Source organism: Bacteroides sp. Marseille-P8574 (genome assembly GCF_902825465.1).
GTDB classification, from domain to species: Bacteria; Bacteroidota; Bacteroidia; order Bacteroidales; family Bacteroidaceae; genus Bacteroides; species Bacteroides uniformis.
The window spans coordinates 55411-72584 of record NZ_CADEBE010000001.1 but is presented as its reverse complement, the minus strand read 5'-3'; the positions used below and the strand labels follow the sequence as shown (position 1 = coordinate 72584).

Genomic DNA, 17174 nt, shown 5'->3' with positions numbered 1-17174 from the left:
TGCCCGAATTCTATAAACCCTGATAATCATGACCCGGATATCTGCCATAGGCATTGCACTGCTGTGCGCTTTATGCGTAACCTCTTGCAGTTCAAAATCAAAACAGACTTCTACAGCATCCTCTTCAGAAAAGAGTCATTTGCCAGTTGCGGCAGATACGGCGGCTGCCATTGTCCCGCTTTATGCTAAAGGCTATACGGTGAAGTACTTGCCGGACCATGTCCGCCTAGTGGATATACACGACCCTCAGAAAGAAAATGGCAACACCTTTCATTACGCACTGGTACCGAAAGGCATAAAACCCGCCGGTGTACCAGATGATTATACGGTGATAGAAACGCCGGTGGAGCACGTCATGTGTATGACATCTCTGCAACTTTCCAACTTCATCCGTCTGGATGCCTGCGATTGTGTGGTGGGTATCACCAGTACGCGCCATCTCTTCAACAAGGAGATGAACGACCGTTTGAAGTCCGGCGAGACTGTGAAGATTGGTATCGAAGGGAACTTTGATAATGAAGTGATAATGAGCATGAATCCGGATGTTATCTTTATCTCTCCTTTCAAGCGGGGCGGGTATGATGCCATGCGGGAAATAGGCATCCCACTGGTTCCCCATTTGGGGTACAAGGAGATGACCCCGTTGGGGCAGGCCGAATGGATAAAATTCATCGGCATGTTCATTGGCCGGGAAGTGGAGGCGAATGAAAAGTTTGCTGCGATAGAGAAGCGCTATAACGAATTGAAGGAACTGGCTGCCAATGTGAAGAAGCGTCCGGTGGTATTCAGCGGCGAGATACGGGGTGGCAACTGGTATGCAGTGGGAGGAAAGAGCTTTCTTGCCGAACTGTTCCGTGATGCCGGTGCGGATTATTTCTTGAAAGACGACCCCCGTTCGGGAGGTGTTACGCTGGACTTTGAAACCGTATACAGCCAGGCAGAGAGTGCCGACTACTGGCGCATTGTCAACAGCTACGACGGGACATTCACGTATGATGCCTTGAAGTCCCTCGATCCGCGTTATGCTGACTTCCGTGCGTTCCGCGAGAAGGGAGTGGTATACTGCAATATGCGCGAGAAACCCTTCTACGAAAGTATGCCCATGCAGCCCGAAATTGTATTGGAAGACCTGATACATGCTTTCCATCCCGATTTGTTGCCCGACTATAAACCGACTTACTACGAACTGCTGAAATGATAAAAAGACCCGTACTTCCGTTGATGTTGCTGACACTGGCATCTATCTTTCTTTTTTTCCTGCTGAACCTGCTTTTGGGGTCGGTTCACATTCCTCTGCGCTCTGTGTGGAATATATTGTGGGGAAATACGGATGAATCCGTTATTTGGCAGAATATCATCTGGAAGTCCCGCGTGCCCCAGGCGTTGACGGCATTGGTGGCGGGAGCAGGGCTGTCAGTCAGCGGTCTGCAGATGCAGACGGTGTTCCGCAATCCGCTGGCAGGGCCTTCGGTATTGGGCATCAGTTCAGGTGCCAGCCTGGGTGTGGCTTGTGTGGTGTTGCTGTCCGGGGCGATGGGCGGTGTGGCGTTGAGCCGTTTGGGGTATATGGGCGAGGTTGCCTTGTCGGTTGCCGCCATTATCGGTGCGCTGGCTGTGATGGCACTCATTGTCTACGTCTCCCAGAAGGTGAAGGGTAACGTGACGCTGCTGATAATCGGTGTGATGATAGGCTATGTGGCAAGTGCCGTCATCGGCGTATTGAAATATTTCAGTGTGGAGGAAGATATACGTGCATATGTCATTTGGGGATTGGGTAGCTTTGCCCGTGTCTCGGGCGACCAGATGGTGCTGTTTGTCTGCATCATGGCTGTGCTGCTTCCGTTGTCCTTCCTGCTGATAAAGACGATGAATCTGTTGCTGCTGGGCGATGGCTATGCACGCAATCTGGGACTGAACATCAAGCGGGCACGCCTGCTGGTTATTTCATACTCCGGTGTGCTGGTGGCGATTGTAACGGCCTATTGCGGTCCGATAATGTTTATCGGATTGGCGGTTCCTCATTTGTGTCGTGCCATCTTCCACTCTTCGGACCATCGGGTGCTGATGCCTGCCACATTGCTGGTAGGCGCTTCCCTGGCATTGGTCTGCAATCTGATAGCCCGTATGCCCGGCTTCGAGGGAGCTTTGCCGGTAAACTCGGTGACGGCACTGGTAGGTGCGCCGGTAGTGGCTTCTGTACTTTTTAGAAAACGGAAAGGAGAATTGAATGAATAAGGAAACCATACATATAGAGAATCTTTCCATCGGTTACCCCGGTAAGGGGGATGTGAAAGTGGTGGCAGACGGCATTTGCGCCGGAATCAACAGTGGTGAGCTGACTTGCTTGTTGGGAGCTAATGGAGTGGGGAAGTCCACGCTGCTCCGTACGTTGTCCGCCTTCCAGCCTAAACTTGGAGGAAACATATTTATTGAAGGAAAAGAGATAGGGGACTATACCGACAAGCAGCTTTCGCGCGTCATCAGTGTGGTGCTGACAGAGAAGTGCGATATACGCAATATGTCCGTCGTAGAACTGATAGGTCTGGGGCGCAGCCCCTACACCGGTTTCTGGGGAACTCTTTCGAAAGAGGACAAGACTGTGGTGGACAAATCCATCGCCCTGGTAGGCATTCCCCATCTGGCACACCGCATGGTGCATACGCTGAGTGACGGTGAACGGCAGAAGGTGATGATAGCCAAGGCGCTCGCCCAGGAAACTCCCGTCATCTATCTGGATGAACCGACAGCTTTCCTCGATTTTCCCAGTAAAGTAGAGATGATGCAACTGCTTCACCAGCTCAGCCGGCAAACGGACAAGACGATTTTTCTTTCTACCCATGACCTGGAACTGGCCCTGCAGATAGCGGACAAAATATGGTTGATGGACAAGGCGAACGGAGTGACCATCGGCACGCCCGAAGACCTATCGCTAAACGGCAGCTTGAGCAATTTCTTTGCCCGTAAGGGTATTGCCTTTGATTTGGAAACGGGACTGTTCAGGGTAGCCAATGAATATACCTCCCAGATACGCTTGGCGGGTCACGGACAGAAGTATGCCATGGTGCGCAAGGCATTCCAGAGAAACGGGATTCTGGCAAACCGGAATGTTGAATCGGAGATCTATATCGAAACCGGAGATTTGAAGGGAGACGGCAGCTTCGTGTTCCATCGGCCGGGTAAGGAGCCGGTAACGGTGTACTCCATTGAGGAATTGCTTCAAATAGTTTTGTCATTCCATTCACTATGATACATCATTCTACAAAAGATAATTATGTCCACTTGACGACGGCTCCGGTCCCCCGGCTGATTACGTCATTGGCTGTGCCAACCATCATCAGCATGCTGGTGACGTCCTTCTACAACATGGCAGATACCTATTTTGTGGGTAAAATAAATACCCAGTCTACGGCTGCCGTAGGTATCGTGTTTTCTGTGATGTCCATTATCCAGGCTGTGGGATTTTTCTTCGGTCATGGTTCGGGGAACTACATCTCCCGTAAGTTGGGGGCGCAGGAAACGGTGGATGCCGAGAAGATGGCATCCACCGGCTTCTTTTTTGCCTTGTTTGTCGGGGCGGCTCTGGCTGTGTTGGGATTGCTGTTCCTTACACCGCTTTCCCTTGCTTTGGGGTCAACGCATACCATTCTTCCGTATACGGAGCGCTATTTGGAAATCATTCTGCTGGGGACTCCTTTTATGACCGCCTCATTGGTGCTGAATAACCAAATACGCTTTCAAGGTAATGCGGCGTATGCCATGGTGGGGATTGTGAGTGGAGCGGTCATTAACGTGGTGCTCGATCCTATCCTGATTTTTGTATGCGATATGGGCATATCCGGTGCCGCACTTGCCACGGTAATCAGCCAGATATGCAGTTTCATCCTTCTTTTATGTATGGGGCGCAGAGGAGGGAATATACGTATACGTTACAGAAACTTTACGCCTACACTGGCTTTCATCAAGGAAATTATCGGGGGTGGAACTCCGTCACTCACCCGCCAGGGACTGGCAAGCGTGGCAACCATTTTGCTGAACGTGGCGGCCGGTGCATATGGTGACGCAGCTATTGCAGGGATGTCCATTGTGACGCGTATCTCTATGTTCATCAATGCTTTCCTGATTGGTTTCGGGCAAGGCTTCCAACCGGTATGCGGATTCAATTATGGTGCCGGGCTGTATGCTAGAGTGCGCCAGGGATTCTGGTTCTGTGTGAAGGTAGGCTTTTTCTTTTTGTTGGTTTGTGCGGTGGCAGGTATGGGATATGCCGAGGAGATTGTCTCTATCTTCCGCAAGGGAGACCCTGCTGTTGTAGCTACCGGTGCGGCAGCATTGCGCTGGCAGTTCATCACTTATCCGTTGGGTGCATGGATTGTGGTCAGCAACATGATGCTGCAGACGATCCGCAAGCCCGTACGCGCTACGATACTTTCCTCTGCCCGTCAAGGGCTGTTCTTCATCCCCCTCATCTTCATTCTTCCTTATTTCTTAGGACTGAAAGGGGTGGAAATGTGCCAGGCGGTGTCGGACATGCTGACCTTCTTCCTCGCCATTCCATTGACCTGCGGGGTGCTGGCGGAGATGAAGAGGAAGGAGGCGGAACAACTGCAACAGCGGTAGTCTTGAGTATCTTATTCAATGCTTACGGGACTATCAGTTGCCGCTTTACTTTATCGAGGGGAGCTGCATGGTATTCGATGCCTACGGATACCAGAACCGGTACCCCAGCGTGAAGAATGCGGCGAAGTTCTTGGGGAAATATCCTCCTTCTTCCGAATAGTCTATCATCTGGTTTATCTGCTCATTGATTTTTACCAGTCCCACCTGCATCTCTGTACCGATGATGAATCTTCTGTATTCAAAAGTAAGTCCCAGGGCAATACCTGCATCGAAACGGTTGTTACCCATTTTCCCGTCTACCATGCTGCCGAAAGTGTCTATCTTGAACTGGTATCCTCCCTGCATACTACTGCTGCTATAATCGTAGGTCTCGCCGGAGGTCTTGCCTGCCACGCCTATGGCCGCATAAGGGCCGACGCTCAGCGAGGCATGATAATCCCTGCCCAGATGGAGGCGGGCCCCTATCATGAGGGGGATTTGCAGATACAGTTCATGCATTTTGGCCTTGCCGATTTGGCTTATCTCGTCTTTACCGCCGATGGACACGAACTCCAATGCGGATTGCAGCACCAAGGTCTTGTTGAGGACATATTCTGCACCGACACCAGCTTTGTAAGCTATTTGGGTGTCACTGCTGGAGTGTTTCCCATGAAAATGGGAGGTACCGATTCCAGCTTTTGCATGAAAGGACAGCGGGCTTTGTGCCAGACCGGTCAGTACGGTCATTGCCATACAGACGGTAATGATTATCTTCTTCTTCATGAGTAAATTTTTCCGTTTTCGGTTATGAGTAATACTGTTAGTTCGCCATTGGGCAGCAAGGGGTCACAGTGCCGGTGACAGAGCTCAATCAGTGCCTTGCCAAACTTTTCCAGCAGCTCTTCGGGAATGATGTCCCAGAGTTCGCGGGCCAGGTTCATCTGTCCGATGGCGGCAAGCGTTTCTTCGCTGCATCCCGTCTGGCGTGCCAGGTCTTGGATGAATTCCTTGTTCATGGTCACTTTCTTGCTGTGGGTATCCAGATTGCCTTCGGCCAGTTTCACGGCCTTTCCCATCATCACGCCGAGGGTGACGTGCGGTACTTGCTCTTCGGCTGCTATTTTCAAGGTTTCGCCGATAAAGTTGCCGTAATGTACGAAAGCCTGGGCAGGGAGGTCGGGATAATACGCCTTGATGAAACGTTCGCTCTTTGCGCCGGAGCTGATGACGATACGAGGGCTCCGGGTCGCCTTTGCCACTTCCATGGACTTCCGGATGGAATTGACGAAGGCTTCCGAGGAGAATGGCTTCACGATGCCGGAGGTCCCGATAATGGAAATGCCTCCTTCGATACCGAGGCGGGGATTGAAGGTGCGTTTGGCTATCTCTTTTCCACCGGGGATGGAGATGGTAATGAGAATAGGACTGGGCTGTTTGGCAATATGGAGGCGTTCAAGACATAGCTTGACGTTCTTCTTTATCATTTCGCGTGGGGTGTCGTTGATGGCAGAGCTACCGAGCTCAAGTCCCAGACCGGGCATGGTGACGACACCTACGCCTTCGCCGCCGCAGACGATGATGTTGTAGTCATCCTGGGGAGTGTCTTCCGGCAGCGGGTCGTCTGTGCGGAAAGGTATGGCTATATTGGCCACAACTTTCATCCCGTTGGTGATGTCCGGGTCGTCGCCGGCATCCTTGATGACGGTAGCGCTTGTCTCGAACATGCCGTCACCGTTTTCCAGAAGGTCGGAGTGGGGAATATGGTGCTGAGGCTCTACGGAAACCTGGATGGTTTCTCCGTTGGGAAGAACTACCGGAAATTCCGTAGGACGCTTTTTGAAGTAGATATTGAATACATCCCAGGTGGCGGCTACGGCGGCAGCGGCGGCACATGTTCCGGTGGTCAGTCCGCTGCGCAGGGGGAAGAAGTCGGGTAAATGTTTCTCGACTATGCGGCGCAGACCGTGCTCACCGTTTACACAGATAAACTTGCCGGATGTCTTGGGGCGGCAGATGGCAAAGATGCGTATACCCAGTTGCCGGGCAGCTTCCACCTTCTCGCAGAATCCGCCGGACATTCCGCTCTCTTTGAGGAGGATGGCTTCGGGATGAAGCTGTTTCATCAGGACTTGCTCGTCTTCTCCGGGCGTGTAGTAGTAAAGGTTCTTCTCGGAGAAGCCCTGTTCCCGGGCGAGCTTGCGCGAGCTGTCGCGGTCAAGGATGCGGAAGTAACAGCAGGCATTCTGCCACAAAGGTTTCAGTTTGCCTATGGTCTGTACGCCGGTCAGTGCAAGTAAGATGAAAATCTTTTCTTTCTGTATCTTCTCGATGGCATCGTCATAATCCCTGCACCAGATGATGTGTTCCTCATCGCGTTCCGGGAAGATACGCTCGAAACGGATGACGGGGATATTCGATTCCACAGAGACTTGTTCCAGAGTCTCATGCAGCTGTGTGGCAAAGGGGTGCGCGGCGTCTATCAGCAGCTTTATGTGATGCTGTGCACAGAATGTTTCTATTTCTATTGCATCCATCGCGCCTTGCAGGCGGATGCCATTATGCAGAAGTACGTCCTGCTCATCCCCTTTGGTAGAATAGTAGAAAGTTTTTCCGGCTTCTTCAAGGGTTTGGATGGCTATGCGTCCTTCGGTGGTTCCGCCAAATATTAATATCATGTTTGAATGTTTATGGGTGATTAATCGTTGATTTATTTCCGGTACAGATGTTTGAACTCGTGTGCATAGAGCCGTGACAGACCTTCACGGTTGCCGATGGCTTCGCCTACGACAATCATGGTTGTCAAGGTGAGGTTATTTTCCTTCACTATCCTGGCAAGGTCTTTGAGTTCCCCCCTGAATATTTGTTCGTCTTTCCATGTCAAGTGATAGCAGACAGCTACAGGGGTAGTTTCCGGATACTCCTGCAACAGTTCTTCCTGCACCTGCTCTGCAATGCTTGCACTGAGGAAGATGCACATGGTACTTTGTGAGCGTGCCATGAGATGTAGCTTTTCGCGTTCGGGCATGGGCGTGCGTCCTTCTCCGCGTGTTAGGATGATGCTTTGCACTTTTTCCGGAATGGTGAACTGCGACTTCAAGGCAGCTGCCGCCGCCTGGAAGGAGGATATGCCGGGGGTGATGTGGTAGCTCATATCGTGCCGGTCAAAGTAGTTCATCTGTTCCTGAATGGCACCATAGATACATGGGTCACCCGTATGCAGGCGTACGATGAATTTTCCCTTGTCATAGAACTTCTTCATCACTTCAAATTGTTCTTCCAAATCCATGGAAGCGGAGCTGAGTACGGTAGCCTCGGCCTTGGCACAGAGAGTCAGCTCCCTGGGAACGAGACTGCCGGCATACAGAATGAGGTCGGCGCGTTCCAGCATTTGGCGTCCGCGTACGGAAACCAGGTCCGGGTCGCCCGGGCCGGCACCCACTATTTCGATGTGGCCCTGGCGCACAGTTCTTATGTCGAGGGCGGCGGCCACGGTATAGTTCTCTCCTTTCTTCTTGGGCACCAGCAGCCGGGAGTTGTTTGCACTCAGCAAGGCGGCGGCTTCGCTGACGCTGGGGGTGCCCATGTGCTTCATGACGGTTTTGCTGGGATGAGGCACCTCTATCTCTGCCAGTTCCTCGGCTGTATAGAAGTAGACCGGGAACTTCTTTTGGAGCGCTTTCACTACCGGTTCGTCACTTTTGGCTTTAATCGTGGAGATGGAGGCGATGCTTTGGGGCATGATACCGTATTCCTTCAGCGTGTTCATAATCTCTTTCTCCACTTTCCGCACAGGGCCTGCCAGCCGGGCAAGGCCGATGCCGAGGTGTACGACACAAGGCACGTAGCATATCATAGGCATTTCCGGGAAGTTGGGGACTTGGGGAGATACGCACAGAATCAGTTTGAAGCGTGAAGGGTTGATGTCCTGCACCCGGTAGAATACTTCTACATGAGGCGGCAGGTGCGCCTCCATCCAGTCCGTACCTTCATTGCGCACCGTGAGCAACAGGGCGGTGGGCTTGCCGGAAACGAAGAGGCTGATATGCTCGTTCATGCATACTCTTTTTTTCTCTTCGGGCGTCTTGGCAAGTTCTGCCAGCAGGAGGGTGGAGGGTTCGGCGTTGATGACCGGAAACCACCCGAAACGTTGCGGCAGGGTATCGAGTCCCCATAGACCGGTGCAGTCGCTTTGCGTGGTGACTACCGGTTCGGCCCCGAGGATATTCGCTACCTGGTGGGTCAGTTCGTTGGCTCCTCCGATGTGTCCGGAAAGTACGGAGATGGCAAATTTACCGGTACTGTCCACGCAAACCACGGCAGGGTCGGTATATTTGTTCTTCACGCAAGGAGCGATGGTGCGGACACAGATTCCCATGGCGCCAATGAAGACAAAGGCATCATAGCGGTTGAAGTTTTCCGCTGTGAATTTGCCGGCAGATTCTATATGTGTGCATCCCTCTTCGTGCCTGAGGGTGAAGATTTCGGAGTCGGGAAGTTCGTTGAGCAGTGATTGGGCTATGCTCAAACCGGCTTCGGAGATTAGAATAATAGCTGTTTTCATAATGGGTATGTTTAAGAAAGCGTGGCTTTCATAATTTCAATGGGGTTATATTCGTTCAAGGCGATGTGGGTGGAAGGGTGGAGCACCATTCCGTTCCGCTCGATTCCTCGGAGGAACGCCTCCTTGCTTTCTGCCGATACGGAGTTGAAGACGATGCAGCCTTCGGGGTGTAGCACTTGTTTCACTTTCTCTATCATTTCCCTCAGATGTCCGCCGTGTCCACCGATGAAGACGGCATCGGGGCGGGTAAAGGGAGTGAGGTCGGTGTGCAGGAAATCTCCGGTTATCGCCGTAATGCCCGGCGCGCCGAAGCGGCGGGAGTTGGTGTCCATCAACTCTTTTCCTTCGGGGCGTATCTCGAAGGAGATGACGGCGAGATGGGGGAATTGCAGGCGGGCTTCGATGGAGACGGAACCGGTACAGAAACCGATGTCCCAGAAGACACGGCGGCGGTTCAGTTCCAATGCCTGCAGGGTGAGCAGGCGGATGGGGGCCTTGGTTATCATGCGGGCGCGTCCGTCAAGATGGGCAAACTCTTCATCGGGAATGCCGAAAGGACGGACTGGAAGGTCCGGGGCTTGTACGTTGCCGTGCAGGGAGTTTGTGCGGCATTGTCCGGGATGGCTGACAAGCAGCAGGCAGTTGGGATGTTCGAAGTCACCGGCAACCGCTTCCTGGGGTGTCATCCGGCGTATGCGTTCCTTTTCGGGATTGCCGAGATGCTCGCCGATGTATAGCGTGTAATGGGAGTACCCGTATTCCAGCATGCGGGCGGCAATGGTGACCGGGGTATGTTCGCGGTCGGTGAGGATGCCTATTTTGGGGGCACGCTCTATGAGGGCACGGTCGAACTCCTGCCACGGGCGTCCTGTCAGGGAGACGGTGCGCATGTCGTCATACGGCATGACGAGGCGGTGTGCCAATGTCTGCAAGGAATTGAAAGCGGGATAGAGCAGAATGTCTGCTTCGGGAAGCTTGCGCTTTATGGTATTGGCAAAACCGAAGAACAACGGGTCGCCGGACGCGAATACAATGATGGAGTCGTCCGTAGCAGCCTCTTCGAAGCGGGTAAATATTTCTTCATAATGGGAAAAGACGCGGTCCAGCGGTACGGTGATGGAAATCCATTCGGCCCCGGCAGGCAGCAGAGGACCGACAATCTCCTTATGCCGTATGCCACCGGAGAAGACCTTCCCCTTCCGTATCTGTGCCAGTGCTTCCGGTGGAAAGAAGGGGGAACGGTTGTCATCCATTCCTATGATTATAAATCTGTGTTTCATTCAATGAGTAATCTTATGAAAATATCAAGTAATGTAAGGGGGCATAACAAGTAATGTTATCGGTCGTAACAAGTAATGTTATGGAATGTCTCTTTTCACTTACACATCCCTGCCCGGGCGCAACTGCTCCGCATCGTTGTAGCACAACACGGAGTTCACCAGCGTGGCAGCCAGGTTGCTGCCTCCCTTACGTCCTTCTACGATAATCTTGGGTATTTCCGTAAAGGGTTTCACCATGTGTTTGGACTCCTGCACATGCACGAAGCCTACCGGTGCGGCAACAATGCCCGCCGGATGTGCCTTGCCCTTACGTATCAGGTCGCAGAGTTCCATAAGTGCCGTAGGTGCATTGCCGAATACAAAGAATGCATCGGGATGCTCCTCCACAGCCAGGCGGATGCCTGCCTGGGTACGGGTAATGCCTTTCTCTGCAGCCATCGTCGCCGTACGCGGGTCGCCGAGGTAGCATTTCACCTCTATGCCCAACCGTTGCAGCGCTCCTTTGCGGATGCCGCTGGCTGCCATCGTGACGTCTGTGACAATCGTCTTGATTCCGCCTTTCTCGATGGCTTGATACAAGGAAGCCACGGCACCTTCGTCCGTATACAGCAAATGCTCCATTTCAAAATCGGCGGTGGTATGTATGGCATGGAGTAAAGCCCATTTATGGTCGAGGGGAATATGCTTGTTCTTCAGTTCCTTTTCGATGGTACGGAAACTACGAATCATGATGTCTTGCCCGATGCCCGTGGCTTCGGTATTCGTGTCCCGGTAATAGCCGCGCGGAGTGATGAAGGCTCCGTTCCATTCGTAGGACTGTGAGTTGCCTATCAATACGACTGTAAACATATCCACCTCTTCGGGATTGAAATCTCCCAGCGTGGTGATGTGTACCGCTTGTTCCGGGCGTCCTGCCTGGCGTACATATCCCACGGGCGTTTCCGGTGAGCGTCCTTCCTGCAGAAAGAGTTCTTTCAAGCGGTAAAGCTGCCAGTAGCGTCCTTCACTTTTGGGGTTGTAGACTGCCGTCACGAAGTCGGCGGCAGCGGCTGCGATGATACGCCTTTCAATACGCTCCCAGGGAGTCATCAGGTCTGAAAGGGAGATGACACAGAAGTCATGTCCTACGGGAGCTCCCAGCAGTGAGGCTGCCTTTTGGAAAGCGCTGATGCCCGGCAGCGAAACGATTTCCACGTCGCTGTTCCTTTCCCGCTTCATCTCGTAGACAAGCGGCGTCATACCATAAATGCCCGCATCCCCGGAACTGATGACGCAGACCGTCTTTCCCTGCTCTGCCAGCTCGAAAGCCTGCTCGGCACGGGCGCGCTCACGCTTCATGCCGGTATCTATGCATGCTGTTGAGGGGTGGAGATAAGGGGTTACAAATTGGAAATAGTACTTATATCCCACCACTACATCTGATTCTTGCAAAGCGGAAATTACGGCGGGAGTTATATCCGATTCATTGCCCGGTCCGATGCCGGCAACAATTATTTTGGGGTGTTTCATATCCATATGTTCTATTGGCATACAAAGATAGAACTTATATTTGATGAAACCGAAAAAACTCTGCGCTAATCGGCGTAATCTGTGGTGAAACTTTATTGTCTAAACCTGCAAGTGCCGGTATTCGCTCGGAGTATAGCCTACGTTTTTCTTGAACACGCGGTTGAAGTGCTGCGAATACTGGTATCCCAGTTCATAGGCAATCTGGCTGACTGTCTTCCCGCTTCCTATAATCATTTCTTTGGCCAGGTCGATGATTTTGTTCTGGATATATTCCTGCGCTGTCTTTCCGGTTTCCTTCTTCACCAAATCTCCGAAATAGTTAGAAGAGAGGAACACTTTGTCTGCGAAGTATTTCACGGAAGGCAGTCCTTCGGTCTGCGGTTTGTCGCTCTGGAAATAGTCGTCTATCAGTGCTTCAAATTTCATCAGGATGTCTTTGTTGGCTGCCGAGCGGGTGATGAACTGGCGTTCGTAGAAACGCATGCAGTAGTCCAGCAGTAGCTCGATGTTGCGCGCAATCAGACCCTTGCTGTGCTTGTCGATGGGGCGTTGGATTTCCATCTTAATCTTCTTCAGACAGTCGAGGAAGATTTCTTTCTCGTCTTCGGACAAATGCAGTGCCTCGGTAGAGGAATAGGAAAAGAAGGAATACTGCTTTATTCCTTGTCCCAGCGAGGTGCCTTTTATCAAGTCGGGGTGGAACAGCAGGCCGGAGGCGCTGGGCTGCATACCTTCCGGCATGTTGACCTCGGTCACCTGGCCCGGGGCGAAGCTGGTTACCGTGCCTTCCTGGTAATCGTAAAACTGTTTTCCATAGCGTATGTCTCCGCATTTGGTGTTTTTGAGGAAAAGGGCGTATACGCCATAGTTCAACGTGAAATGTCTGGGGTATCCGGTGGCTTCGGACAAGTCGACTACGCTGACCAGCGGGTGCAGGGTTTCGAGACCGAACATCTTGTTGTATTGGTCTACTGCATTGAGCTTGATTACTTCTTCCATAAACGTTCCTGTTAGTTTTGTACAAATGTAGAGAATAATCCGGAAAGTTCCATATCGCAGGAGGAGGAATCCGTAATATGGTTACAAATGTCCGTAATCTGTGTACATTGAAAAGAGCTACACCCTTTGTCCGGGATGGTGTAGCCATCCGGAGCAAAGGGTGTAGCCTTGGTATGTAAAAGGTGTATCCCTTTTACGCTTGCTGGTTATCAATCTTTTAGCATGGCTTTGATGTGTTCCATATAGAGCTGGCGGATGGCTTTGTTTTCGCCCAGTCCCTGCATACGTACATTCACTTGATAGCCTTGCTTTTCAAGTTCCGTCTTCCACACGCCGGCAATGTCTTCCTTGGTATGGTTGCCGCATACCAACAGCAACGGAACCAATGTCACGCTCTTGGGGCGTGTCTCTTTCAGTTGCAGCAGAGTTGCGTCCAGGGTAGGGTATCCTTCAATGGTGCTGACGTGGAAGTTCTTCAGTCCATGGGCTTTCATCATGAAGTCGAGCATGGCGTAAGTAGCCGTGCTGGGTAGCTGGTTGCCGTGCCCCACATAGACAATGTCTTCTTTCTTTCCCGGCTGTTCGGCGGTCAGTATACCGATTACCTTCTCGCAATCTTCGACGGAGTAGAGCAGGGGATTCCCCACTTTTATCTCCTTGAAGAAGGGACGGAGCTTGTCTGCATCCCTGCGGACGGAGGTCATCTCACTGCCTTCTATCAAGGTGGTGCTCTGGACGTAGATGGTCCGGTAGCCTTCGGCGCGAAGTTTCAGCAGTGCATCCGTAGGGCTGTCTTTGTACACACCCTCCTTGGCAAGTCTTTTTCGTACAATCGGCGAGATGTATGCTTCGCGCACTGTAAACTGCGGAAAGGCTTCTTGTGCCTCACGGGTCACGACGTCGAGCGTCAAGGCACGTGTCTGAGGGTCCGAACTGCCATAATGGGTGATGAGCAGAGCCGCCTTCTCCTCTTGTTGTGCGGAGGAGAAGAGGCTGATGCCGAGTAAATAGAGAGTGATGAAAAAATGTTTCATAATTGTTGTTGTTTCTAAAAGCGTTATGGAGAAATTATTTTAGTCTGAGTGCCAGGCTGACTACTACCGAACGTCCCGGAGAATACAAGGCGAAGTTCTTGTTCAGCGGGCGGTTGTCTTTCTTGTTGAAGATATTGTCTATGCCGATGCCCGGTTCGATGACAAAGTTGCGGAAGCCGTCGAAGGTATGGCGGGTATTGAGGTTCCAGATGCCGTAGCCCGGAGCATTGCCGTCCGCGTCGCCTGGATAGTAGACTTTGCTTTGCAGACGACCGTTCAGGTTGAGGTTCAAGGTATAGTCGCTCCAGCTGTGTGTATAGTTTCCGGTGATGGTGGCTGTATGGCGTATGCTGCGTTCGATGTTTTGCCATTCGCCTCCTTCGTTCAGACCGCGTCCATAGGCGTAGGTATAGTTTCCGGCCAGGGTGAAGCCCGGGAACAGATTGCCGTTCAAGTTCACTTCAAAGCCTTTGACGGTAGCTTTCTCGAAATTGAAGTAGTTCTTGACACTTAGGTTTTTCGTAGATGAAAGGTCACCGATTTCGGGGAACTCTTCACGCAACTGGTTCTGCTCTGCTTCCGGTAGGTCATCGAATTTAGTGGATTTGGAAGTTACCATGTTCTTTACATAGTTCAGGTAACCGGTGACGGAAGCACTGAAACGGTTGGTGCGGTATTCCATGTTGATGGAGTAATAGTTGCTGCGTTCGGGGTCGAGGTTCTCGTCACCCAATGAGATGGTGGCTCGTGTACCCATTGTCTTCTTGAACATGTGGTAGTAGAGCTCGTCAATTCCCGGAGCGCGGAATCCGGCAGCATAGGTGGCACGTACATTGAAGTTGCCTATGTTGTACATGGCTGCCACTTTGGGGGTGAAGCGTCCGCCCGTCTGTTCGTGATGGTCGTAGCGTACACCCAAAACACCGGTCAGATGGTTCCATAGCTTCACTTCATGCTGGCCGTAGGCTGATGCCGTATAGACACTTTTGTCCAAATCGGAGTCGGGACGGCGGAGTACTTCACGGCGATAGTCTACACCGAACACCGTAGTGCTGTTGGTTGTAAAACCGAAGATACCTTTCAACTCGGCATCATGGAATTTCTGAAGCTTGGTAAGCGCATACTGTCCGGGCAGGTATCCGCTGTTTTCTATCAGGTATTTATAGCGTGATGCGTAATTGTTTCCTGAATAGTCAAATTGGATAACGTTGCGTTTACTCAGTTTGTATTTGACGCCTGCCCCCCAGTTGTAACCTTCGTAGGCAGTGTTGTACTTGCTTCCGCCGGTGATATCCTCGCGTTCTACCGGACGTTCGAGTCCGCGGTTGTAGTATCCGCCGTTGGCATAGAAGGAAAGCTGTTCCGTAGCATCATAGGTAAACTTCTGCGAAAAGTTATTCGAGCTGTAGCCCAGGGAGAGCGGGGCAATCGTTTCGATGATGTCTTCTCCGTCTTCTGTCAGACGGCTGTTTTGCCAACCGTCGGAGTGGTCGTATTTATAGGAAGTATAGGACCCTATTTTTCCTTGGGCGATGTCCAGATTCAAGCCTTGGGAGAATTGATTCTTTCTCGTATAGCTGCTATTGCTGCTGAAGGCTACCACATCTTTAGGCTCGTTGGTAATGATATTGATTACACCGCCGATGGCATCCGAACCATAAAGGGAAGAAGCGGCTCCGTTCAGCACCTCGATGCGCTTGACGCGGGTCATGTCTATTTGGTTGAGGTCGATATTACCGGTGATGTCTCCCGTGACCTTACGTCCGTTCACCAATATCAGTACGTGTTTGTTGGAGAGTCCGTTCATCATCAGATAGGACCCCATCGCGTTCGGACGGAAGGAGAGCGAGGGTACCATCATGGTCAAGGCCTGCTGGAAGTCGGTGATACCGGCACGCTTTATTTCGTTGGCAGTGATAACCGATACGGGAGACGGGGTATTCTTCAGTCGCTGATGTGTACCTGTACCCGTTACTACAACCGGGTTCAACTCGTGAGTTTTCTTGGTCATATCGTCGCTGTCACCTTTTTCTGCTTGTGCATAGGCACCGGTGGCGATGATTCCTCCCATAAGGAGAACTGTGAGAAGTCTTTTCTTTATCATATATTGTTTTATTTTATATAACGCTGCAAAGGTACATACCATTATCGGAGGGTGAAATACTTAATAGTTGTTATACTGCGATGGCCAAATAGCTATTAATAGGTACTGTATTCCCTTATTCCGGCACATAGATAATCTCTCCATTTTCAAGCTGATAGGCAACTCCCACTTTCTTTCCTCTTTTACCGGAGGTCTTTGGGTCTTCGCTGGGAGTGTATTTCTTGATTTCCTGCCCTTCTTTGGTAATGATTTCCATATTTTCCTTTCCGGGATTCTTCACCATAGTGAAGTCTTCTTTGGAAAACATCTCCGTCATATTGAAGCGGGAGACGAGAGCCACCATCAAGGCTACGGCAAAGACCATTGCTACGTCAAAAAGATTGGCTACCGTACCCATGGGGTCGGAGTCCGAATCGCTGTGCAGTAATCTGTTTCTCTTACTCTTCATTGTTTTCGTATCGTTAGTCCGTTATTCCTTTTCGGCCGTTTGGCGGCTTATCACTTTGTACAGATATTCCAAGTCGTTCATTTCGCGGGCATACCAGCGTTGTTTCACTTGCAGGGTGATGATGCCGACAGCAGCAATGACCAGTCCTACCACTGTAGTGGCAAAAGCCACCTGCATATTGTAGGCCATGGAGGAGATGTCTCCTTGTGCCAAACCTACCAGTGCGGGACCCATCGGGATGAGGGTACCCATCAGTCCCAACATAGGACCCAGCTTGATGAAAGTACGCGAACGTCCCAACTCCTTCTCGGCTTCCACTTCATAATTGGCAAGCAGGTGTTCGCAGTAGGCGTCGTCGTCCCGGTGTGCGGACAGTTTGGACAAGCTGCGGAGGAGAGGGGAGTTACCTGCCGACGGGAGTTGCTGCAGCAGTCCGTCTATATTCTCTGGGGTGATGTTCTCCAGTGTTTCAGCGAATTGCTTCTGTAATTTCATCCGTTGATAGAACTCCCCGAAGAAACCTCCCGCAAGGAGAATGGCACGTAGAAAGAGTAGCAGCAGCAGGACTATGACGGGAACCAGCAGCCCGTTCGAAATCCAGAACAGTGTGTTTGAGATTGTTTCCATATATCTTTTTAGTTTT

At 51.5% G+C, this 17174-nt stretch carries 14 protein-coding genes; 4 read left to right on the top strand and 10 right to left on the bottom strand.

Annotation, left to right across the window (positions count from 1 at the left end):
* Positions 1-28: 28 nt before the first annotated feature.
* Genes HUX74_RS00300 through HUX74_RS00285 form a run of 4 tightly spaced genes read left to right on the top strand, consistent with a single transcriptional unit; the run spans position 29 to position 4617 of the window.
* Positions 29-1198: an ABC transporter substrate-binding protein gene (locus tag HUX74_RS00300; RefSeq protein WP_138346179.1), complete on the top strand. Its 1170-nt coding sequence runs from the start codon at positions 29-31 to the stop codon at positions 1196-1198.
* A complete protein-coding gene (locus tag HUX74_RS00295) occupies positions 1198-2235 on the top strand; it encodes an iron ABC transporter permease (RefSeq protein WP_174646728.1) in 1038 nt (345 codons plus the stop codon). The genes HUX74_RS00300 and HUX74_RS00295 overlap by 1 nt, the downstream gene beginning before the upstream one ends.
* Positions 2228-3247 (top strand): ABC transporter ATP-binding protein, encoded by a 1020-nt coding sequence (locus tag HUX74_RS00290; RefSeq protein WP_174645996.1) that lies wholly within the window; start codon positions 2228-2230, stop codon positions 3245-3247. The genes HUX74_RS00295 and HUX74_RS00290 overlap by 8 nt, the downstream gene beginning before the upstream one ends.
* Entirely contained in the window at positions 3244-4617 is a 1374-nt protein-coding gene (locus HUX74_RS00285; RefSeq protein ID WP_174645995.1) for an MATE family efflux transporter, read from the top strand. Before HUX74_RS00290 ends, HUX74_RS00285 begins: the two co-directional genes overlap by 4 nt.
* Before the next feature lie 81 nt (positions 4618-4698).
* On the opposite strand, the gene HUX74_RS00280 is transcribed toward HUX74_RS00285, so the two are convergent.
* From HUX74_RS00280 to HUX74_RS00235, 10 genes are all read right to left on the bottom strand, one after another.
* The gene (locus HUX74_RS00280; RefSeq protein WP_117599528.1) at positions 4699-5379 is read right to left on the bottom strand and encodes an outer membrane beta-barrel protein; all 681 of its coding nucleotides are present in this window, start codon (positions 5377-5379) and stop codon (positions 4699-4701) included.
* On the bottom strand, positions 5376-7271 hold the full coding sequence (gene cbiD, locus HUX74_RS00275; RefSeq protein WP_174645994.1) for a cobalt-precorrin-5B (C(1))-methyltransferase CbiD: 1896 nt from the start codon (positions 7269-7271) through the stop codon (positions 5376-5378). Before cbiD ends, HUX74_RS00280 begins: the two co-directional genes overlap by 4 nt.
* Before the next feature lie 32 nt (positions 7272-7303).
* The gene (gene cobM / locus HUX74_RS00270) at positions 7304-9157 is read right to left on the bottom strand and encodes a precorrin-4 C(11)-methyltransferase (protein ID WP_174645993.1); all 1854 of its coding nucleotides are present in this window, start codon (positions 9155-9157) and stop codon (positions 7304-7306) included.
* An 11-nt stretch (positions 9158-9168) separates the two neighbouring features.
* Positions 9169-10437, bottom strand: a complete 1269-nt coding sequence (cbiE, locus tag HUX74_RS00265) for a precorrin-6y C5,15-methyltransferase (decarboxylating) subunit CbiE (protein ID WP_174645992.1) — start codon at positions 10435-10437, stop codon at positions 9169-9171.
* Between the two features lie 99 nt (positions 10438-10536).
* Positions 10537-11946 carry a precorrin-3B C(17)-methyltransferase gene (gene cobJ, locus HUX74_RS00260; RefSeq protein WP_174645991.1) on the bottom strand — a complete coding sequence of 470 codons (1410 nt, stop codon included), beginning with the start codon at positions 11944-11946 and terminating at the stop codon, positions 10537-10539.
* Positions 11947-12045: 99 nt separating this feature from the next.
* On the bottom strand, positions 12046-12945 hold the full coding sequence (locus HUX74_RS00255; RefSeq protein ID WP_117599531.1) for an AraC family transcriptional regulator: 900 nt from the start codon (positions 12943-12945) through the stop codon (positions 12046-12048).
* A 209-nt stretch (positions 12946-13154) separates the two neighbouring features.
* Complete coding sequence (locus HUX74_RS00250; RefSeq protein ID WP_174645990.1) at positions 13155-13979, bottom strand: sirohydrochlorin cobaltochelatase; 825 nt, start codon at positions 13977-13979, stop codon at positions 13155-13157.
* A 34-nt stretch (positions 13980-14013) separates the two neighbouring features.
* The gene (locus tag HUX74_RS00245) at positions 14014-16083 is read right to left on the bottom strand and encodes a TonB-dependent siderophore receptor (RefSeq protein WP_174645989.1); all 2070 of its coding nucleotides are present in this window, start codon (positions 16081-16083) and stop codon (positions 14014-14016) included.
* A 115-nt stretch (positions 16084-16198) separates the two neighbouring features.
* A complete protein-coding gene (locus HUX74_RS00240; RefSeq protein WP_005836672.1) occupies positions 16199-16531 on the bottom strand; it encodes a DUF2149 domain-containing protein in 333 nt (110 codons plus the stop codon).
* Between the two features lie 21 nt (positions 16532-16552).
* Positions 16553-17158: a MotA/TolQ/ExbB proton channel family protein gene (locus HUX74_RS00235; RefSeq protein WP_117588807.1), complete on the bottom strand. Its 606-nt coding sequence runs from the start codon at positions 17156-17158 to the stop codon at positions 16553-16555.
* Positions 17159-17174 lie beyond the last annotated feature (16 nt).